18 protein-coding genes and 1 riboswitch are annotated in these 19,902 nt (G+C 40.7%); of the genes, 5 read left to right on the top strand and 13 right to left on the bottom strand.

The annotated features are described in order from the left end of the window. Positions 1-4: 4 nt before the first annotated feature. The 4 genes from ntrC to glnA all read right to left on the bottom strand — a co-directional run bounded on the left by ntrC (position 5) and on the right by glnA (position 4,599). Positions 5-1,390 carry a nitrogen regulation protein NR(I) gene (gene ntrC / locus H5115_RS10080; protein WP_002961117.1) on the bottom strand — a complete coding sequence of 462 codons (1,386 nt, stop codon included), beginning with the start codon at positions 1,388-1,390 and terminating at the stop codon, positions 5-7. Positions 1,391-1,404: 14 nt separating this feature from the next. Continuing rightward, positions 1,405-2,475: a nitrogen regulation protein NR(II) gene (glnL, locus tag H5115_RS10075; RefSeq protein WP_002961118.1), complete on the bottom strand. Its 1,071-nt coding sequence runs from the start codon at positions 2,473-2,475 to the stop codon at positions 1,405-1,407. Positions 2,476-2,557: 82 nt separating this feature from the next. Beyond that, positions 2,558-3,079, bottom strand: a complete 522-nt coding sequence (locus tag H5115_RS10070) for a DUF4124 domain-containing protein (RefSeq protein WP_165743523.1) — start codon at positions 3,077-3,079, stop codon at positions 2,558-2,560. 113 nt (positions 3,080-3,192) lie between these two features. Beyond that, positions 3,193-4,599, bottom strand: a complete 1,407-nt coding sequence (glnA, locus tag H5115_RS10065) for a glutamate--ammonia ligase (protein WP_002961121.1) — start codon at positions 4,597-4,599, stop codon at positions 3,193-3,195. Positions 4,600-5,106: 507 nt separating this feature from the next. Here glnA and typA point away from each other — a divergent pair. Beyond that, complete coding sequence (gene typA / locus H5115_RS10060; protein ID WP_002961123.1) at positions 5,107-6,930, top strand: translational GTPase TypA; 1,824 nt, start codon at positions 5,107-5,109, stop codon at positions 6,928-6,930. A 349-nt stretch (positions 6,931-7,279) separates the two neighbouring features. Here typA and H5115_RS10055 read toward each other — a convergent pair whose 3' ends face one another. The 3 genes from H5115_RS10055 to H5115_RS10045 form a co-directional block, all read right to left on the bottom strand. Beyond that, on the bottom strand, positions 7,280-8,008 hold the full coding sequence (locus tag H5115_RS10055; RefSeq protein ID WP_182755044.1) for a CBM9 family sugar-binding protein: 729 nt from the start codon (positions 8,006-8,008) through the stop codon (positions 7,280-7,282). 67 nt (positions 8,009-8,075) lie between these two features. Further along, on the bottom strand, positions 8,076-9,155 hold the full coding sequence (locus tag H5115_RS10050; protein ID WP_182755042.1) for an MBL fold metallo-hydrolase: 1,080 nt from the start codon (positions 9,153-9,155) through the stop codon (positions 8,076-8,078). Positions 9,156-9,229: 74 nt separating this feature from the next. After that, the gene (locus tag H5115_RS10045; protein ID WP_149594446.1) at positions 9,230-9,886 is read right to left on the bottom strand and encodes a DUF2959 domain-containing protein; all 657 of its coding nucleotides are present in this window, start codon (positions 9,884-9,886) and stop codon (positions 9,230-9,232) included. Between the two features lie 87 nt (positions 9,887-9,973). Here H5115_RS10045 and H5115_RS10040 point away from each other — a divergent pair, with 87 nt between their 5' ends. Then, the gene (locus H5115_RS10040) at positions 9,974-10,879 is read left to right on the top strand and encodes a virulence factor BrkB family protein (protein WP_182755040.1); all 906 of its coding nucleotides are present in this window, start codon (positions 9,974-9,976) and stop codon (positions 10,877-10,879) included. Then, positions 10,880-11,317 (top strand): D-aminoacyl-tRNA deacylase, encoded by a 438-nt coding sequence (dtd, locus tag H5115_RS10035; RefSeq protein ID WP_182755038.1) that lies wholly within the window; start codon positions 10,880-10,882, stop codon positions 11,315-11,317. Here the strand turns inward: dtd and H5115_RS10030 are convergent. Further along, a complete protein-coding gene (locus tag H5115_RS10030) occupies positions 11,301-12,020 on the bottom strand; it encodes a spermidine synthase (protein ID WP_182755036.1) in 720 nt (239 codons plus the stop codon). The two genes, dtd and H5115_RS10030, sit on opposite strands and share 17 nt — an antisense overlap. A gap of 246 nt (positions 12,021-12,266) precedes the next feature. On the opposite strand from H5115_RS10030, the gene H5115_RS10025 reads away from it, so the two are divergent. Beyond that, a complete protein-coding gene (locus H5115_RS10025; protein WP_002961136.1) occupies positions 12,267-13,160 on the top strand; it encodes a bifunctional GNAT family N-acetyltransferase/hotdog fold thioesterase in 894 nt (297 codons plus the stop codon). 72 nt (positions 13,161-13,232) lie between these two features. Here the strand turns inward: H5115_RS10025 and H5115_RS10020 are convergent, their stop codons facing one another. The 5 genes from H5115_RS10020 to dapA all read right to left on the bottom strand — a co-directional run bounded on the left by H5115_RS10020 (position 13,233) and on the right by dapA (position 18,618). Next, entirely contained in the window at positions 13,233-14,267 is a 1,035-nt protein-coding gene (locus H5115_RS10020; RefSeq protein WP_002958796.1) for a phospholipase A, read from the bottom strand. Between the two features lie 378 nt (positions 14,268-14,645). Beyond that, entirely contained in the window at positions 14,646-15,767 is a 1,122-nt protein-coding gene (locus H5115_RS10015; protein ID WP_182755034.1) for a succinylglutamate desuccinylase/aspartoacylase family protein, read from the bottom strand. 5 nt (positions 15,768-15,772) lie between these two features. Next, a complete protein-coding gene (locus tag H5115_RS10010) occupies positions 15,773-16,978 on the bottom strand; it encodes a PLP-dependent decarboxylase (RefSeq protein ID WP_182755032.1) in 1,206 nt (401 codons plus the stop codon). Then, a complete protein-coding gene (locus tag H5115_RS10005) occupies positions 16,978-17,718 on the bottom strand; it encodes a 2,3,4,5-tetrahydropyridine-2,6-dicarboxylate N-succinyltransferase (RefSeq protein ID WP_182755030.1) in 741 nt (246 codons plus the stop codon). Before H5115_RS10005 ends, H5115_RS10010 begins: the two co-directional genes overlap by 1 nt. Before the next feature lie 15 nt (positions 17,719-17,733). Then, complete coding sequence (gene dapA, locus H5115_RS10000) at positions 17,734-18,618, bottom strand: 4-hydroxy-tetrahydrodipicolinate synthase (protein WP_182674052.1); 885 nt, start codon at positions 18,616-18,618, stop codon at positions 17,734-17,736. Positions 18,619-18,808: 190 nt separating this feature from the next. Further along, positions 18,809-19,009: riboswitch (Lysine riboswitch) on the bottom strand. A 191-nt stretch (positions 19,010-19,200) separates the two neighbouring features. Here dapA and H5115_RS09995 point away from each other — a divergent pair. Further along, entirely contained in the window at positions 19,201-19,899 is a 699-nt protein-coding gene (locus tag H5115_RS09995; RefSeq protein WP_182755028.1) for a DNA-3-methyladenine glycosylase I, read from the top strand. Positions 19,900-19,902 lie beyond the last annotated feature (3 nt).

Raw genomic sequence — 19,902 nt, 5'->3', positions numbered from 1 at the left:
TTAATCAGCTAATATTGCGCTCTTTTAATTTTCGGGTCAACGTGTTGCGTCCCCAACCAATTTTTATAGCAGCATCTTGCTTATGACCAGAACAATTAGCCAGGGCTGTTTTTATTAAGCGAGTTTCTAGTTGAGCTTGAATGTCAGGCCAAATATTTTCTTTGCCTTTTTTCAGCTCTTGATTAAGCCATTGCTGGAATGCATCGAGCCAATCACCTTCTTCTTGGGTTGGTGAAGCATCCAGAATCTCCGGCGGTAAATCTTGCTCGCTTACAAGCTCACCCGGTGCCATAACTGTCAGCCAGCGACACGTATTTTCTAATTGGCGTACATTGCCTGGCCAATTAAATAAGCGTAATTGCTCAGTTGCTTTAGGGCTGAGTACTTTGCTTTCTACTTGTAGCTCTTTAGCGCTTTTATGTAAAAAGTGTTGCGATAAGCTTTCTATATCTTCAGTACGCTCTCGAAGAGCGGGTAAACGTAGGCGCACAACATTAAGACGATGAAATAAATCATCCCTAAACTTGCCTTGTTTAACTAAATCTTCAAGGTTTTGGTGCGTAGCTGCAATAATGCGTACGTCCACTTTTATACTTTGATGGCCACCAACGCGATAAAACTCACCATCGGCAAGAACGCGTAATAAACGTGTTTGCACATCAAGTGGCATATCACCAATTTCATCTAAAAATAGTGTACCGCCATTGGCTTGCTCAAAGCGGCCTTTACGTACGCTATCGGCACCCGTAAACGCGCCTTTTTCGTGGCCAAATAACTCTGACTCAACAAGCTCTTTTGGAATGGCCGCCATGTTAAGTGCAATAAATTGATTTTCTTTACGTGGGCTATGGTTGTGCAGGGCGCTGGCGACAAGTTCTTTACCTGTGCCAGATTCACCATTTATTAATACGCTCATGCTAGAGGCCGATAGTTTACCTATCGCTCTAAACACTTCTTGCATAGCGGGTGCTTCACCGATAATGTGGGCACTTTTTGGTGGAGCTTGCTTTCGCTTAGTTTTTTTAGTGGAATTTGCTCTGCATGCGCTCTCGACTAGCGCCACTGCTTCGTTTAAATCAAACGGCTTAGCTAGGTATTCAAAAGCACCTTTTTGGAATGCATTAACTGCAGAATCCAAATCTGAGTGGGCAGTCATTATAATAACTGGCAGCCCAGGGTTTTGCTCTGCTATAAGCTCAAGCAACGCCATGCCATCCATACCAGGCATTCGTACGTCCGAAACTAAAACAGTAGGTTGACTAAACTTTAATGCGCTTAATACATCTTGCGCATTAGCAAAGCTTTCTGCGTTAAACCCTGCACGGGTTAGTGCTTTTTCAAGTACAAATCGAATAGAAGCATCATCATCTACAAGCCAAACTGTTTTCATGCAAACTCCAAACATTAATCTGCAAAGGGCAGATAGATATTAAATTCAGTATGTCCAGGCCAGCTATCACATTCTATATAGCCATCATGTTGATCTATCAGCGTTTGCGCTATTGAGAGTCCTAACCCTGAGCCATCTTCTTTATTGGTGATCATAGGGTAGAACAGTGTTTCACGTACACTGGGATCAATACCTGGTCCGTTATCAGATATTTGGATCAACAAGGCTTTTTTAGGTGCTTTACCTGGGCGACGATGCTGATGATTAATGCGGGTTTTTATTGTTATTTCACCGCCATCTACAAGCGCCTGCTGAGCATTTCGAACAATGTTTAATACTACTTGCTGAATTTTACCTTGATCAATGTATACATCAGGAATGCTTGGGTCGTAATCCTTAACCAAGCTAATGTTAGAACAATTATCTAACGTACTTAGTCGTGCAACTGATTCAAGTGATTGATGTATATTGCCATACGATTTTTGCGGAAGCTGATTTGGCCCTAAAAGCCTATCAACTAATTCGCGTAATCGGTCAGCTTGCTCAATGATAAGTTCAGCACATTGGTCTCTTTCTTGTTGATCAACCTCATACTGCAATAACTGCGCCGCTCCGCGAATTCCACCTAAAGGATTTTTAATTTCGTGAGCTAAGCCTCTTATTAGATTTCGGGCTGCTTGGTATTGATGCATTTGATTAGACGCTTGGTCGTGCTTAATTTCGTCATCGGTTTGGCGCCACTCAAATAAAATATAAAGTGAGCCATCAAACTTAATTTGTCGTGTACTTACGGCTACTTTTGCATGGCGAGAATCGCTAAAAACCACGTCAGCTCTGTGCTGCTGGCAATCTACACCTTCAACTAATGAGTATTGTTCTATACGCTGCAAATCGATTGAATGGTAATTAAAAAGACTATCAAAAGGCTGATCTAATAGGCGCTTGTTACCAAGGCCAAGCAGTTCGCTAGTACTGGTATTGGCATAGACAACGGTGAAGTTTTTATCAAGCAACATGATAGCGGTTGTTTGATTTTGCCAAATAGCATCGAGTAGCTCAGGGCTAAAGTTTTTATTATTAATCATAGCTGCACCATTTTAGTGCGTGAATATTTACAAGCAAGTTATATAGTAAAATACACTGCTGCACGTTTAGTAATGCCCCAATTTAGTTACTTAGGTTTAGCCCTTTTCGGTGCATAAAAAATATGCAGGGCTCACTTATAGCAATAACTTGGTTTTTACTATTCAAAAGCTTTAATTGTAGTGTGTGCTCACCACGTTCTACATCTCTTATTGCAAAGGTTGAACTGTCACTGGCTGGGCCATGTGCTTTGCCATCAATAAAAAGTTGTATAGTAAAACCAGTTTCAAAGCGTGGTTTTATTCGGCTAGTAACATAAACAGTGCCGGTATTTTCACGAATAGTCTGGTTATGATCAGGTGAGGAAATGGCAATACTAAAGGCCGCTTGTTGGGGCTGGGGTTGCTCGTCAAAAATGTCAGTATTTGTTGCAGGCATATTAAGATCTTGGCTGGTAAGCTTTACCTCTTTAGCACCTTTATGAGGGGTGTCAGAGAACACTAATACGCCATTTTTATCTTTCCAAGCGTATATCTTTGTTTCACCAGCGTAACCATAATTGCTTAATCCTAAAGCAATTAATAGTAATAAAATCTTGTTGTTCACTCTGCAGCCCTGCATTTTTGTCGGTAACTTAACTTTAGTGGAGATTGATTAATTTTACCATTAAAAAAGCCCGCAAAGCGGGCTTGAGAACACACATATTTTATACAGCTAAATTAACAGCTGTAGTACATTTCAAACTCAACTGGGTGAGTTGTCATGTTAAGCTTTTCAACTTCTTTAGATTTAAGTTCGATGTAAGCATCGATTAAGTCATCAGTGAATACGCCACCTTGAGTTAAGAATTCACGGTCTGCGCTGAGTGCAGATAGTGCTTCGTCAAGTGATGCTGCAACAGTTGGGATTTCTGCTGCTTCTTCAGCTGGTAAGTCATATAAATCTTTATCCATAGCATCGCCAGGGTGGATCTTGTTTTTGATACCATCAAGGCCAGCCATAAGCATTGCTGAGAAAGCAAGGTATGGGTTAGCTGTTGGATCTGGGAAGCGTACTTCAATACGACGACCTTTTTCAGATGGAACCACTGGGATACGGATTGATGCAGAACGGTTACGTGCAGAGTATGCAAGCATAACTGGTGCTTCAAAACCTGGTACTAAACGTTTGTACGAGTTAGTAGAGGCATTTGCAAAAGCGTTAATTGCTTTAGCATGCTTGATGATACCGCCAATGTAATAAAGCGCATCTTCAGAAAGGCCGCCGTACTTATCACCAGCAAAAAGGTTTACACCATCTTTAGCAAGTGACTGGTGACAATGCATACCAGAACCGTTATCACCAACAACTGGTTTAGGCATAAACGTTGCTGTTTTACCGTATAAGTGAGCCATGTTATGGATAACATATTTCATTTCTTGGATTTCATCCGCTTTTAATACCATTGTATTAAAGCGAGTAGCAATCTCGTTTTGACCTGCTGTTGCTACTTCGTGGTGATGTGCTTCTACTACTTGGCCCATTTCTTCTAGAACTAGACACGTAGCTGAACGCCAATCTTGGAAGTCATCAACAGGAGCAACTGGGAAGTAACCGCCTTTAATACCTGGACGGTGACCTGTGTTGCCATCTGCATATTCTTTATCTGAGTTCCAAGCAGCTTGCTTAGAATCAATTTTGTACATAGAACCAGACATATCTGATTTGTATTTTACGTCGTCAAATACGAAAAACTCTGGCTCAGGGCCAAATAAAACTGTATCTGCAATACCTGTAGAGCGCATGTAATCTTCAGCACGCTTAGCAACTGAGCGTGGGTCGCGCTCATAACCTTGAAGCGTTGAAGGCTCTACTACGTCACAACGTACGATTAATGTTGATTCTTCAGTGAAAGGGTCTAGTTTGATTGATTCAGCAACTGGCATTAATACCATGTCTGATTCGTTTATGCCTTTCCAGCCTGCAATTGAAGAACCGTCAAACATTTTACCGTCTTCAAAAAAGTCTTCATCAACTTGGTGATGAGGAATAGATACATGTTGTTCTTTACCCTTAGTGTCAGTAAAGCGTAAATCAATGAACTTAACGTCATTTTCTTTAATAAAATCTAAAACCGATTGTGACATGTGTCCTCCAACTATTGGGTTTTGTTATTGCTGCATAATTGCTTTGGGATTTACTAAGCTGATTTTGTGCCATTTTTATAACTAGCTGTTTATAAATTAAAAAAATATCGTTGCATCAAAATGGAATGTACAAACGCACTATATTGGTGCGTAAATTTTCCTTTTTGGTGCAAAATTTACAGGGCACAATTTGCTGCTAATTTAATCGCTCGGAAATAGCATAACCTAAATGCAAAAGAGTACCAAAAAGATCAGCAAAATAGCCAAAAAGGCTGTTTTTCAAAAAAAATTTGAAATTTAATTCATATAATTGTCATATATAAAACAGATACTTAGTGAAAGTATTGAGAAAGTTTTGAAATTTATATTGGATAAACTTTCATCCATGTCATTAATGAGGGATAATATGCGCCCTTTTAAATCCTATGCTGGGACATCTCGCGAAAGCGTGGATGAGTGCGTAGATCTTGCAGGATCAATGAGAATTTAATTTCTCTGAGTAAATATATGAGCATCGAACAGTTAAGAAATATAGCGATTATCGCGCACGTTGACCATGGTAAAACAACACTGGTTGACAAACTACTTGAGCAATCAGGTACATTAGAAACACGCGGCGGTAACGAAGAGCGCGTGATGGACTCAAACGACATTGAGAAAGAACGTGGTATTACCATTTTGGCTAAAAACACAGCCATTTCTTGGAATGACTACCATATCAATATCGTAGATACCCCGGGACACGCCGATTTCGGTGGTGAAGTTGAACGCGTACTTTCGATGGCTGACTCAGTATTATTACTTGTTGATGCTCAAGAAGGTCCAATGCCGCAAACGCGTTTCGTTACGCAAAAAGCATTCGCGCAAGGCTTAAAGCCAATCGTCGTTATCAATAAAATTGATAAGCCAGGCGCTCGTCCAGATTGGGTTATGGATCAAATCTTTGATTTATTCGACAACCTTGGCGCAACTGACGAACAGTTAGACTTTAAAGTAATCTACGCTTCAGCAATCAACGGTTGGGCAACACTAGATTTAGACGAACCATCAGACAACATGGAACCTATGTTCAAGATGATCGTTGAAGAAGTATCACCACCGGATGCAGATCCTGAAGGTGACTTCCAAATGCAAATTTCTCAACTAGATTACAACTCTTATGTTGGTGTAGTTGGTATTGGTCGTATTAAACGTGGTTCTGTTGCTCCTAACCAACAAGTTACTATTATCAGTGCTGATGGCACTACACGTAATGGTAAAATTGGTGCAGTACAAAGCTACCTAGGTCTTGAGCGTATCGAAACTGATAGAGCTTACGCTGGTAACATCGTAACTGTAACTGGTATTGGTGAGCTTAAGATTTCTGACACAGTTTGTTTCCCAGGAAACGTTGAAGCATTACCACCACTAAGTGTTGATGAGCCAACTGTAACAATGACATTCTCTGTAAATAACTCACCTTTCTGTGGTAAAGAAGGTAAGTTTGTAACGTCACGTAATATCCGTGAGCGTTTAGACAAAGAATTAGTACACAACGTAGCACTTCGCGTTGAAGATACTGCAAGCCCAGATAGCTTCCGTGTTTCTGGTCGTGGTGAATTACACCTAGGTATCTTAATCGAAAACATGCGTCGTGAAGGTTACGAGCTTTCAGTTTCTCGTCCAGAAGTTATCTTACGTACTGTAGATGGCGTTCTAGAAGAACCGTTTGAAACAGTGACTATTGACTGTCAAGAAGAGCATCAAGGTTCTGTTATGGAACAAGTTGGCCTACGTAAAGGTGAACTTACTAACATGACTCCAGATGGCAAAGGCCGTATGCGTTTAGACTTCATGATCCCAAGCCGTGGTTTAATTGGTTTCCAAACTGATTTCATGACGCTTACTTCGGGTTCTGGTCTTATGTACCATACGTTCGATCATTATGGTCCTCATAAAGGTGGCGCTATCGGTGTTCGTAAGAACGGCGTAATGATTGCAAACGCAACTGGTAAAGCACTTACTAACGCATTATTCAACTTACAAGAGCGCGGCCGTTTATTCATCGGTCACGGTGTTGAAGTATACGAAGGTATGGTTATCGGTATTCATAACCGTGATAACGACCTTACAGTTAACGCCCTTAAAGGCAAGCAGTTAACTAACGTACGTGCATCTGGTACTGATGAAGCGCAAACGCTTTCTCCGCACCTTAACTACTCACTTGAGCAAGCGCTTGAGTTCATCGATGATGACGAGCTAGTTGAAGTTACTCCACTAAACATTCGTATCCGTAAGAAACACCTTACAGAAAACGAACGTAAACGTGCGGGTCGTGCACCTAAGTCATAATCTATTAATTTAGAATAATGATTTTAAAAGCCGCTGTATTGCAAAATACAGCGGCTTTTTTGTGGATGAAAATAAGAGCTGTTAGCTATAGTCGTCAGTTGAAAGTATTTAGTTCAAAATTATATGACTACTGTTTTGAGATGAAATTTCCATAATATATTTACCTCTAAAAGCGCAGCGCCTCTTAACCTCTTTGTGAATAATTTACTTAAAGATCTTTTGCACAAGGAGAAGGGAATGAGAAGAGAAAGAGAGAGCTGAAACAGCCGATAATGCAAAGTATCTGTGTATGTTGGGTCTCGCTTCGCTCAACCCAACATACATGTTCAATTATTTTATTGGTAGTAACTTACTTTTTAGGAAGTAAGGTTATTTTGCCAAATACGTCGGCATCTATAAAACCACGATTTCTGTCGCCATTTACCGGTTGTACTTCATGTGAGCCCATAAAGTGCTCGCGCACGTCACTGCCATCGTTATCGCAATACGCTAACATAAACCCGATTATTTGCTTTTCGCTAAGTGTAAGTGGCGTGTTTTTAGCCCCTTCTTTATAATCATTAGGGTAGAGTTTTATTGCTACTTCCCAGGTAATGTTAAAGGGCGCGGTGGTGTTGCGCTTCCAGTTACTAACTAGGTGGTCGGTGTACAAATGGGCTTTTTTATCAGGTCCGTAATCGGCAGCTTGGTTATCAAGGCCAATGTGGTACGCCAAAGCGGTGTGATTAAATTGATGATTACCGCCCGATGCATCGCTATCAATAAATACTTCAAGCGCATCGTCATCCCAATATTTATAGGTTGGATCTGCATGTGTATCTATTAAAACATCATCCACAATATCGGCTTGTAGGTATAAATAGTTTTGATCCCACAATAAGCGATAACGCCCTTTAAAGTCGGCATCGTTTGATGGCAGTGTGCCATCCATTAGATAAGGCATGTCGTGCCAAGCGGCTTTATCCCATGCGCTTTCTGATACGCCATCAACAGTAATTGGAGTTGATGTATGTTCAACATCAATAGCCATTGCTGGCGTGCTTAATAAAAAGCTTAAGGCGAGTGCTAATTTCTTCATTAATCTCTCAATTTTATTGTCGATTTGTCTTAATGTAATAACAATCTTAAAACAGCTAAGTAAATAGTTACAGTGAAATACTTTCGCCTTCGTTTAAAATATACAGCGGTACTGTTGAATCCATTTTATTGTACATATGCAATAAGCGAAGTAAGGCTGAATGACTAGTGTGGTCGCCCATTTTCCAACTTGAGTTACCGTATCCCCACGGTATCATTACTTTGCAGTTAAGCTCTTGTGCTGCGTTGAGCGCGTCTTCTGGTGTGGTATGCACGTAACGGTACCAGTTAGGATCGTCTTTACTGTAGTAAGAAGCGATTGGTATTAAGCACACATCTATATCGCCATATTTTTGCTGTATGTCTTTAAAGTGTTTTGAGTAGCCTGTATCGCCTGCAAAAAATAAGGTGCTACCGTTTTGTTCAAGCAGCCAGCCATTCCATAAGTCTTTATTGTTATCTTCGTAAATAAAGGGCACTAATACGCGAGCGCTAAAATGATGAGCTGGCACGGCGTTAATAACTAAGTCGTCAATGTTGGTTGTTGAGTACCATGGCATTTCGGTAATGTTAAAACCGCCGGTAGGGAAGTTGTCGGCCATCCCGAGTGGTGTTAAATAGCGAGGTTTATTGCCAATGCTTTGTATATCGGCTTTATTAAAGTGATCGTAATGAATATGCGAATACATTACCGCATCAATATTTTCCAGTTCTTGCTCACTAGGCCAAGCGCCTGCTTTACGATAAATACCACCGCCGAGTTTAAAGCCAAGTGCGACTGGAGAATCAAACTGATTTTTTACCGGATCAAACAGCACACTTTGACCATTTGGAGTGTTAATAACAAAACTAGCGTGACCAAGCCAGCGTACGGTGTAGCCAGTGCTAAGTTGTGGCCTAGTTTGCTTGCCTTGGTACTGGCAGTTTTCGCTGCCGGTTTTGCATAGTAAGTCTGGGTGAGCTGGGTAGCAGTTTTCAGTACAGGTAGTGGGATATGTTTTTTCACCTGTGTATAAATTTTTATAACGACCGTTCTTATCATTAATAACAACAACTGAGTCAGAGCTGGTAATACGATTAATATTATTAGGTGCACCGCAGGCCGTTAATATACATAAGAGCGTTGTTGCGATTAAAAAGCGTTTCATTGTAAATCCCTTTTAGTATTCCCTTTAACATAAAAAAGCCTGCAATTAAGCAGGCTTGTTAAAGTAACAAATGATTAGCCAGCGCTATTCATTTGCTCAATAAATTTATTTGAATCGGCAATCGATTTGTTCATGTCGTTCATCAACAATTGAATATCGCGCTTAAGGTTAGTGAATTCACCTTTAATAGCCGATACCGCTTGTGCATTTAAGTTATGCTTTAAGTATAAAACGTTATCATGAAGCGAGGTTAATACTGGCTCCATTTTACTCTCTGCGCTGCGCATTGAGCGTAATAGCTGATCAAATTGACGCTTAGTCGCGGTTAGCTTTTTGCTGCTTTCACGCTTAAGTGACGCGCTTTTGTATTGCTCTAGCTCATCGCCCCACTCATCAAACAGGGCTTCTGCCACGTCTTCTACTTTATTGATGTTAGTTGACACTTCGTTAGCGGCATTTAAGCTCGACTCGTAATCGTCGTTTAACTGATTATAAGTGTCTTGTAGTTCGCCACCATTAAAATCGATTAGAGTAGTTAAGCGCTCTAGTGCCGATTTAAATTCTTCTTGTGACTCTTGTTGCGAGTCTTTGGTTTCTTCTACGCGGTCAATAAGAATATCGCGTTTGTGAACACCCACTTTTTCCATCGCAGAATAATAAGCTGATTGGCAGCCAGTTAAAGTAAGTGTTACTACAAGCATTGAAACACTGAGTAATGTTTGTTTTTTCATTTGAATTCCTGTTTACGAGCGTTAGTGCTGTAAATTATGGCGCTGATTGTTATTATAATCAAAACTATATAAGCACAAGTCAATTGTATGAATGATAAGCTCTCACATTACAAACAGCAAGTTAAGTCCTTTATACGCCAGCAACCTGGTTGGTGGATGCAGTATTTTAATCGTTGTATAGACGATCAGATAACGGTCAATGCAGGTTACCTTGCTTACGTAACCCTTCTTTCGTTAGTGCCATTAATTGCGGTGGGTGTTGCTATATTTTCAGCTTTTCCGGGCTTTGAATCTACTCGCATGGAAATTGAGAGCTTTTTGTTTACCAACTTTGTCCCTACCTCTACCGATGTTATTAGAGAGCACATTAGCTCCTTTGCCGGTAACGCTAATCAAATGACGGCGGTAGGTATTGGCTTTTTAGCTGCAATAGCCTTGCTGTTAATACGTAATGTAGATGCCACACTAAATCGAATTTGGCGAATTAAGAAAAAACGCCCGATGATGATCTCATTTGCTGTGTATTGGATGGTTTTGAGCTTAGGGCCTGTATTACTCGGAGCGAGTATTGGTGTTACCTCTTATATTGTATCGTTGGTATCGTTTGCTGATCAGGGTATTCCTGGGTTTAGCGGGTTTTTGTTAAAGTTATTGCCGTATGGGATTTCGATGGTGGGCTTTATTATGCTCTACACCTTAGTGCCTAATACGCGTGTATCTTTCAGAGCAGCAATACCTGGCGCTTTTTTTGCGGCACTTTTATTTGAGCTGACTAAAAAAGGGTTTGCACTTTATATTAGCCATTTTCCTTCGTACGAAGTTATTTACGGGGCAGTAGCAACCATTCCTATTTTGTTTGTATGGGTGTATTTATCGTGGGTAGTTGTTTTGCTTGGCGCTGAATTTACAGCATGTATTAGCCCAAATGATATTCCAGAAACACCAAAGCTTGAACTAGAAGATGATGAACCAGCAGTAAAGGACACAGTTTAAATGCAAGGTTTAATACAACGCGTAAAGCATGCCAAAGTAGAAATTAACAACCACGTGGTAGGCGAAATTAGCCAAGGTATATTGTTGTTGCTGGGCGTTGAAAAGCACGACGATACGCAAACGGCCGATAAGCTTTTACACAAGGTAAGTAATTATCGTATTTTTACTGACGAAAACGACAAAATGAACTTAAGCCTTAAAGATATTAAAGGTGAGTTACTGGTGGTTTCGCAATTTACGCTAGCGGCTGATACTAAAAAGGGTATGCGCCCTAGCTTTTCATCTGCGGCAACGCCAAGCCAAGCTAATGAGCTTTACGAGTACTTTGTTGCTCAAGCTAAAGAGTTGGGGCTTACAATAGCCATCGGTGAGTTTGGTGCCGATATGCAAGTAAGCTTGTGTAACGATGGGCCCGTGACGTTTAACTTATCTGTTTAAACTTTTTGGTTACCACGACAATATGATTTACATAGCCCGTAATTTTCTGCGGGCTAATGTTACAACCAAATACATCGAGTAATAGCTGTTGAAGTTGTTTTAATTGCGACTCATGCTGCGATAAAAAGTTAATAAATAGCACACCGTTGTTATTTAAAGCCGAGTAAATTTTTTTATAAAATGCCTCTTCAAATAAAAATCGAGGTGCATCTATCTGGCTAAACAAATCTAAAATAATCCAATCAATATTTTGCGCACTTTTTAAAATCTGTTGCGCATCGGCGCAAAGCAGTTGCTCATTTTTATTTGACGAAAAAAATTGGGTATAGCAATCAATAATATCGGCGTTTTTTTCAACCGATGTTATTTGTGCTTTAGGGTATTTGTGTTGTAAATAATTACGAATTGCTCCGCCGCCGAGGCCGAGTTCTAACACTCTTTGTGGCGGCTTAAGCGCCTGCCAATGCTTACCTAGGCATAATAAGTGTGGAAAAAGTAATAAATCCGGGTTATTTAAATCAATAACAGATTGAAGAGTGTCGTTAATCAGTAACCAGCGTAACTGCTCGTGCTCACGTACTTGAATGTGATCGCCACTGCATTTATGCCAATAGATTAACTGACCAATGCTGTGGCTATTTTCAATAAATTGATCGCCCAGCAAACCCGTCAGTGAATTTATATAATTGATTTTTTCCATCATATTCTCAGCATAAACTAGCAACGTTAAAGCGCAATGGCCTTTGCCATTATTTTTTACGTTATTTTACAGCCATCACCAAAGTCGTATTTGCAGTTTTTTTAAGATGGAGTATGGTATTTGCCATAAATAATACCAACGGACTTAATTATTTAAGCTTTTTAGTTTGGTAGGTAATCAATACTATTAGTATAGCGCCGTAGCCTTTTTTGACTTTTATTTACGGCTTATATAACAACAGGAGTATGTATGTTTCAGGTAAGCACCCCACAAAGTAGCGAAGATTGGCAAGCGTATTACCAATTACGTTGGCAGGTATTACGCGCGCCTTGGGGCGAGCCACGTGGCTCTGAACAAGACGATATGGAACAAGACTCTGAGCACCGCTTTATAAAAAATAAAGAAGGCGAAGTGCTAGGTGTAGCACGTTTGCACTTTAACAATCATGAGCAAGCACAAGTGCGCTATATGGCGGTTGCAGAGGGTAATCGTAACCAGCATATTGGTAGTCGCTTACTGCACGAGCTTGAAAAAATTGCATGGGTTCAAAACGCAGGTGAGCTTGTATTGTTTGCACGCGAACGAGCGCTTGAATTTTATAAACGCCACGGTTACGAATTAAAAGAAAAAGCGCACTTAGCTTATGGCGATGTACAACACTTTAAAATGGTAAAGCAAAAACCGTCTGAGCCAGGTTGGTTTCGTCACCCTAATTGGACGCAAGTACTACAAAATACGTGGCGTGAGTCTATTCCAATTAGTGACGCGATGGGGATTAAGGTAGAAAGCTATACCGATTGGCAATTTACAACCAGCGCCGACCTAGACGCTAACTTAAACCTACATAACACTATGTTTGCAGGTTCTATTTATAGCTTGGCCACGCTAACAGGTTGGGGCGCTACGTACTTAGCACTTAAAGAAGCTGGGCTTGAAGGTAATATTGTATTAGCCGATGCTAACATTAAGTACTTAAAACCGCTTACTACCGACCCACGTGGTTGTGTTGATATACAAACCTGTAAGGGCAAGTTAAGCGATTTAGAAACCGACGGTAAAGCAAGTTACGTAGTGCCAGTAACTATTTACGATGGTGATAACGTGGTTGCAGAATTTGAAGGGCAGTTTGTAGTAAAAAAATAACTGTTTAGCTGTTCAAAACACAAAAAAGCCAAGCAATGCTTGGCTTTTTTGTGCGTAAAACTTAGGGAAGTATTACAGCAGATCGGTTAATAATATACCGACACCAATACGTTCTACATCCGCATTGTAATCAATTAAGCTTTCGCCATAACCGTTAAAGTATTGTGCATAACCACGAACGCGACCCCATAAAGGAAACGACCAGTCGAGTTGAATTGCACCACGATTATCTGAATTTAAATTGTTACGCGTCATAAAGCTAAATTCATGGTCATGAAAACGATACGCGCCGCTAAATTCGAAGTAACCCATGTATTTGTATATGTCTGGGTTGTCGTCGCCATTGGCTTCTAAAATATCTTCTTTTTCGTCCTCAGCTATTCGGTACCAAGGTTTAAAGCTAAAAACAAAGCCTCTGTTTTCCCAAATGAAGTCTGCGTAAATACGGTTCCACGAACGTGAGTTTGGTTGGCTTCGACCATTTGATTGATGCGAAATACCTAATGCGATTGCCATTTCGTCGCCCCATAATACGTTTTCTGGGTCGAGGTAATTTATCCAAAATATCTCTGGTTCGTAGTTGGTCTCACGAAATGGAGACGAAATTTCTGAGTTATAAATTTGCCAATATGATTGCAGTGTAAAGCCAAAAAATATGGCTTGGTCTTTATCCGAAAAATCATCGTAAAGAGGTACTTTTATCGATAGCTGATATTTGGCTTCTAGATTGTCGAGCGGTTCGCCGTCGTTATCATCTGTTAGTGCATCAAAACCATCAAAAGGGCGATCGTTTGGGTGTGATACGTACGAAAGCGGTAAAATATAGTTACGCTTATGTGGCGTAATTACATTTCTATTTTTTTTACCTACTTCTTCACGGGCCTGGCGTTTATCAAGCGCGGTAAGTTGTTTATTTTCTTCAAGAGCTGAACACTTTTTACGAAGATCGTCTAATGTCTGTTTACCATCTCCGCCAATTACCTCATTTAAAATACACTGTTTTACAAGCTCGATGTCGTTATCTTGCTCGTTTGTAGCAACTTCTTCTTGTGCGAAGGTAGCGGTACTAATTAAAGCAGAAAGAGTTATCCAGTGGCGCCAGCTCATTGTAATTCCTTGTGAGTTTGGGTTGTTGTATGCGTTAATTTAATTATAACGTCTTTTTACATATGTAACGGTGAACTTTTACTGAATTTGTATTTATAACAAGGTCTATACGTATACAAAGTAAGTATAGATCAAAAGAAAAGCGGCCTAAGCCGCTTTTCTAATGCAAATTAACTATTTTAGTTAATTTATACCAACTTTATTAAAAACATGATTATTCTAGCGTATTAAATAGCTCACTAACTACGTTAAAAATTATTTATATAGAACAACTATGTACCATAATTTTAGCCTTGTTATTAAGCTATTTCCTTATCGCTATAATAGATCACTAATTTAATGCAATTGGTATTACTCTCACGCAATGAGAAGGGTGAGCTAAAGCTCAAATATGTTAGTAAAAAACTTATAAAGCTCGGTACCTTGATTAACACTCGCTGAGGCGAAGTGCAAAATAGCAATTGCATCGCAATCAAGAGTAAGTGTTTGCAATGGTTGCTCACTTAAGTAGCGCTCCATGCGTAAAATATTGGCAATAGGCTCACCAGCTTTAATGTGCCCGCCAAGTGGGGCTAAGTATTCAACCATGCCGCCAATAGGGGCGTAGTAGGCAAAGTAGTCATCTAAATTACATGCATAACGGGTCATATTAGCTGGCGTATGCGGTGCGTTTTGTAATACGCCTTTGTGATTTAAGTAACTTAAAATGCTGTTTGCATCGTTTAATGCTTCTTTTAAGTCTATTTTTTCTTGGCTGCCTAGCTCTACAGTAAATGCTTCTACAGGTATTGATAATTCGCGACCTTGTCCGCTAAGCGCATCACTTAAATGCCACCATGGGCAAAAGTTAGCTTCATCCATAGCGCCGTCAAAATCACTAGGAATAAGGAGTACATGTTCAATATTAAAGTAACGTGCGCTGTCGGTTGCATAGGTTGGGCAGTACAGATGCTTGCTTGAAATAGGACCTGTGTGTAAATCGAGTACTATATCAGCCTGATGAGCGAGCTTTTGTAAGTTAAGCGCAATGCGTTTACCCGTATTGAGTAAATAAGCAGGGCCGTTAAGTTTGCTGTCTACTTCGTCAATAAGTGCCTGTTTGAAGTTACTTTTTAATGTAGCGTCGTCATACTGAGTATGATTTTGTGCAAACTGTGCCACTAAATTTTTATTGTAGTGATACATGCGATTCCAATTAGTGCCCGTAATCGGATCGAACCTGCCAAGGGTAAACTCGCCAGATTTTTGATTACAACCAATCGGATTGGCATAAGGTACAAGGGTAATATCGCCACTAAGGTTAAGGTGTTTTAATTGCTCAAGCAGCTGAAAAATAACTGCGTTACCTTGCACTTCAGCGCCATGCATATTGGCCTGAATGTAAACATTTGGCCCTGTGCCATCGCCTTTTAAACGATACACAGGAATTGTAAGCGGTAAGCCGTTTGCAACTTCCCCTACTACAATGTTCTCTTGGCTAATGTGTGTTGTATTACTCATACTTATTACCTTAAATAATGGCTGGCATTTTCGGCTTGGCGAACACAGGTAAGTGTACCGTTTTGCAAGGTGTACTCAGCAGCTAGCTCATGGCATAAAAAATACGGCATACTTTCGGTAAAGCCGTAAGCACCGCATTGGCTAAACACTAGCCAGTCGTGCTCATTTAAATCGCTTGGTAAGTTATGTTCACCCAAGCAATCAAGCGCTGTACAAAGTGGGCCGTATAAAGTGACCGCTTGAGTTTTAGCACTGGATTCACGCAGTAATGCAGCAGGAAAGTCTTGGCTGGTAACAGCAGGGCGTAATAAGTGATTTATACCGCCGCTTAAAATTACTTGTTCTTGATTGTAGTTTTGTTTGCGCTCTACTACTGGGTTTGCGTAATGACCGCATTCGCCAACGGCATAGCGACCAAGTTCCATCCATAATTCTTCTACGCCAGCATCATTTTTAATTTTAGCGAGCGCAGCAATTAAGTCATCCCAATCAAGTGTTGCTTCATTTTGTGTATAAGGGATACCTAAGCCGCCGCCTAAATCGAGAATTTTAAGGCTAATATTTAAATCGCTGGCAAGTTGGCTAAGTGGTGCAATCATTTGTGACCACAATTCGCTTAGTTTTTGCGTGCTAAGCATGTTGCCCCACTGAAAAATATGCAGGCCGTCAAACTTAAGTGCAGGGTACTCGGCTACATTGAGTGCTTGCCACTCATTACAACCCAAACCAAACGGCGTAAGGCTATCGCCGCCCAGTGGGTTTTTTTCACCTTCAGGCCAGCGTAATTGTACACGCAGTAGTACTTGGAGTTGCGTATTTTGCAGTTGCGCTTGTTGGTTTAACCAACGTACTTGATTGAGGCTTTCTGCAACAAATATGCGCACGCCGCGCTCAATAAAGTGTTTAATTTGTTTAGGGCTTTTTGCAGGCCCTGTGTTGAGCACGCGCTGTGAGCTAATACCTTGTGCTAATACTTGCTCAAGCTCACCTTTACTTGCTACGTCAAAATTAAAACCGGCGTTGTCTAAGCTTTGAATAATTTTAGACAGTGGGTTTGCTTTTACCGCGTACCACAGTTTTACATCGGTTTGCGCAACTAAACGCGCAAGATGCGTGTTTAGTTGATCTAGGTCGTAAACAAAAAAAGGTGTATCAAGTTGTTGTGTAATAGTATTTACAGCAGTTTTGATAGGCGTGCTCAAAAAGCTCATTATCGTAAAACCTCTTCAAGTAATAATGATGCATCGCTTTGTTCGTCGCGGTATTTGACAATTAACGCACACGACATACTTAAGCCTTGCTTGCGTGCCCATTCGTTTGACGCAGGACGAGAGCCCGGTATTACAATGGCATATTCAGGAATAGGCTCGCCTTTATCTAGTTGGCGCTCGTTTACGCAGTCGTAAACTGGAATAGTCGCAGATAAACGCACGCCTGGTGCAAGTACTGCGCCTTTTTTAATGACTACGCCTTCAACAATAATACAGCCTGCACCAATAAATGCATCATCTTCAACCACTACTGGGCTGGCACCAATTGGCTCAAGTACACCACCAAGCTGAACTGCAGCGCTTAAATGTACGTTTTTACCTACTTGTGCACAAGAACCCACCAATGCGTGGCTATCTACCATTGTGCCTTCGTCGATATATGCACCAATGTTTACATACGCTGGTGGCATAATAATCGTGCCTTTAGCAACATAAGCACCACGGCGAACACTTGAGCCACCTGGTACCATACGAACGCCATCATCAGTACTAAATTCTTGCGGAGCTAGGTTATGTTTATCAACAAAGCCGCCTGCAAACTCAGTATTAGTGCCATTTTTAAAGGCTTCTAAAATGCCTTGCTTTACTTCTACGTTAGCTTGCCATTGGCCGCTTTCGTTTTGTGATGCTGCGCGTACTGCGCCCGATTCTAAATTATTTAATAGTTCTAACCAGCTCATTATAAAAACCTGTATTTAATGCCAAGATAAAATGGTGTTGTTTGCAGTTGTGATGCAATCGGTTTGAGTTAACTCAAGATGTGTTAAAGGTGGACGAAGTTGCGGGCTGCTTAAGCGACCTTGCAAATGCATCAGTACCTTTACGGGAATAGGGTTTGCGACAGCAAATAGGCTATTAATAGCGCTTGACCACTGGGCAAATAAATTAGGGTGTTGACCACTTAAACTGCGCTTAACAAACTCGTGAGTTTGTTCAGGCCATGCATTTGCAGCTACCGACACCAAACCTTTTGCGCCAGCTTGAGCAAAATAAGGCATTAGCGCATCGTCGCCACTAAAAATAGCTAAATTAGGCGCGGCTTGGCGGTAAGCTTCAAACTGAGCAATGCTGCCGCTCGCTTCTTTTAACGCCCATAAGTTTTTATTGTTTTGTAAGTTTTGAATTGTTGCCACTGGGATGCTAACAGCACTTCGACCCGGTACGTTATAAAGCATACATGGGTGAGCGCTTGCATTTAGTAGGCTTTCAAACCAATGAGTTTGACCTATAGCACCAGGTTTTGCATAAAGCGGTGAGCCAAGTAAAAAGCTATGAATTGGGAGTGTATTACAGTAGTTAACCCACTCAATTTGTTGCTTTAAGTTACTACCGCCCACAGCTACCATGAGTGGTACTGTTGGTTTTAGCTGGCATACGTGCTCAACAATGGCTTGTTGTTCTTTTAGCGTTAGTGCTAAACCTTCGCCCGTACTGCCAAGTAGCAAAATACCGTTATGTGCCGCTTCTTGATCGCTAACCAACTTAGTTAACGTGTTGTAGTCAACATCGCCGTGTTGATCAAATGGCGTAACGAGCGCGGTCCACAGTGAGTAGTCGTTTAAATTGAAGTTGTTGATCATCTCTCACGAACTTATAATTTGTACCAATTTTATTAAAAACGTGATCATTTTAACGATAACTAATTTAATGTAATTGGTATTATTCGAAGAGTTAAAAAGCTTTATGGAAGGAGCCGCATTAACGTCGTTCGAACTAATAATTCGAAGAGCGAATGGGCTTAAAATAATAGGGCGCACGGCCTTAATATTTAAGACCAGAAGCTCTCCACCAAACTAACAGGCTGCTTTTTATAAGCAGCTATTGGTGACAGTCGCTAGGGTTCAACCTAGTCGCCCGAAATAAACACCTCGCAAAAGTGGTTACTTCTCGGCGTTAATTCCCCTCACGTATGCTTACTGGAGTTTGCGCTCCTAACATACGCTACCTGAATAACGCACCTCTTCTAGCCCTTTGCACCTGTTTGTAGGGTAAAACTTACAAACCTGTGCAATTTAAATAGGGTAATTACGGCGATTAAAGCATTTTAGCCGTCTAGGTGTCAAGCGACTAAATACAGATCAATTCATCGAAAAGAGGGGTGGTTACGTATTAGGTGCTTTTCTCGTACACTAGCAACATAAGTAGTGAGGTATTTAATTAGTATGGAAAAATTTAGCGATATTTATAAGCGAGCGGTAGAGCGAAAAGGCTCTGAAAAAATGCTTAGGTTATTACTTGCAAAACCGCTATCTAAAAAACAACTAAGCATGTTAAGTGACGACGATTGGCTGGAAGAATTTACTCGAAAAGTATTTCAAAGCGGCTTTTATTGGTCAGTCATTAATAATAAGTGGTCGGGATTTAGAGAGGTTTTTTGGGATTTTAGCGTCGATAAGTTATTAATGATGCCCCCCGATATGCTGGAACAAAAAGCAACGGATGAGCGTATTGTTCGTAACTATAAAAAAGTAAAAACAATTACTGAAAATGCTTACATGATCCACGAAATAGCACAAGAACATGGCAGTTTTAGCCAGTTTGTCGCTAATTGGCCAGCAGACAATATTATTGGTTTGTGGGCGTATTTAAAAAAACATGGTTCGCGTTTAGGCGGAAATACAGGGCCTTACGCGCTGCGAGCACTTGGTAAAGATACATTTTTACTATCACGCGATGTAGAGAATTATTTACGTGCCCATAAAATTATAGACGGCGGCTTACAAACTAAAAAGTCACTAAATGCAGCCCAAGCTTTTTTTAACGAAATGCAAAAGCAAAGCGGCTTAAGTATGCAAGAGTTAAGCTTAATTGTTGCTTATGGCGTAGGTGACAACCGTGTTGGTATAAGTCAGCAACAATAGGAA

It is taken from the genome of Pseudoalteromonas sp. SR44-2, assembly GCF_014163745.1.
In the GTDB taxonomy this organism is placed as follows: Bacteria; Pseudomonadota; Gammaproteobacteria; order Enterobacterales; family Alteromonadaceae; genus Pseudoalteromonas; species Pseudoalteromonas distincta.
The sequence above is the reverse complement of the archived record's forward strand: the minus strand, read 5'-3'. Positions and strand labels throughout refer to the sequence as shown.

Coding starts and splice junctions, on each gene's coding strand:
- H5115_RS10030 (WP_182755036.1), bottom strand. CDS start 12,020: ATGATGGAAAAAATCAATTATATAAATTCACTGACGGGTTTGCTGGGC.
- dtd (WP_182755038.1), top strand. CDS start 10,880: ATGCAAGGTTTAATACAACGCGTAAAGCATGCCAAAGTAGAAATTAAC.
- glnL (WP_002961118.1), bottom strand. CDS start 2,475: ATGATTAATAATAAAAACTTTAGCCCTGAGCTACTCGATGCTATTTGG.
- H5115_RS10015 (WP_182755034.1), bottom strand. CDS start 15,767: ATGAGTAATACAACACACATTAGCCAAGAGAACATTGTAGTAGGGGAA.
- H5115_RS10045 (WP_149594446.1), bottom strand. CDS start 9,886: ATGAAAAAACAAACATTACTCAGTGTTTCAATGCTTGTAGTAACACTT.
- H5115_RS10055 (WP_182755044.1), bottom strand. CDS start 8,008: ATGAAGAAATTAGCACTCGCCTTAAGCTTTTTATTAAGCACGCCAGCA.
- H5115_RS10020 (WP_002958796.1), bottom strand. CDS start 14,267: ATGAGCTGGCGCCACTGGATAACTCTTTCTGCTTTAATTAGTACCGCT.
- H5115_RS10025 (WP_002961136.1), top strand. CDS start 12,267: ATGTTTCAGGTAAGCACCCCACAAAGTAGCGAAGATTGGCAAGCGTAT.
- glnA (WP_002961121.1), bottom strand. CDS start 4,599: ATGTCACAATCGGTTTTAGATTTTATTAAAGAAAATGACGTTAAGTTC.
- H5115_RS10050 (WP_182755042.1), bottom strand. CDS start 9,155: ATGAAACGCTTTTTAATCGCAACAACGCTCTTATGTATATTAACGGCC.
- H5115_RS10040 (WP_182755040.1), top strand. CDS start 9,974: ATGAATGATAAGCTCTCACATTACAAACAGCAAGTTAAGTCCTTTATA.
- ntrC (WP_002961117.1), bottom strand. CDS start 1,390: ATGAAAACAGTTTGGCTTGTAGATGATGATGCTTCTATTCGATTTGTA.
- H5115_RS09995 (WP_182755028.1), top strand. CDS start 19,201: ATGGAAAAATTTAGCGATATTTATAAGCGAGCGGTAGAGCGAAAAGGC.
- typA (WP_002961123.1), top strand. CDS start 5,107: ATGAGCATCGAACAGTTAAGAAATATAGCGATTATCGCGCACGTTGAC.
- H5115_RS10010 (WP_182755032.1), bottom strand. CDS start 16,978: ATGAGCTTTTTGAGCACGCCTATCAAAACTGCTGTAAATACTATTACA.
- H5115_RS10005 (WP_182755030.1), bottom strand. CDS start 17,718: ATGAGCTGGTTAGAACTATTAAATAATTTAGAATCGGGCGCAGTACGC.
- dapA (WP_182674052.1), bottom strand. CDS start 18,618: ATGATCAACAACTTCAATTTAAACGACTACTCACTGTGGACCGCGCTC.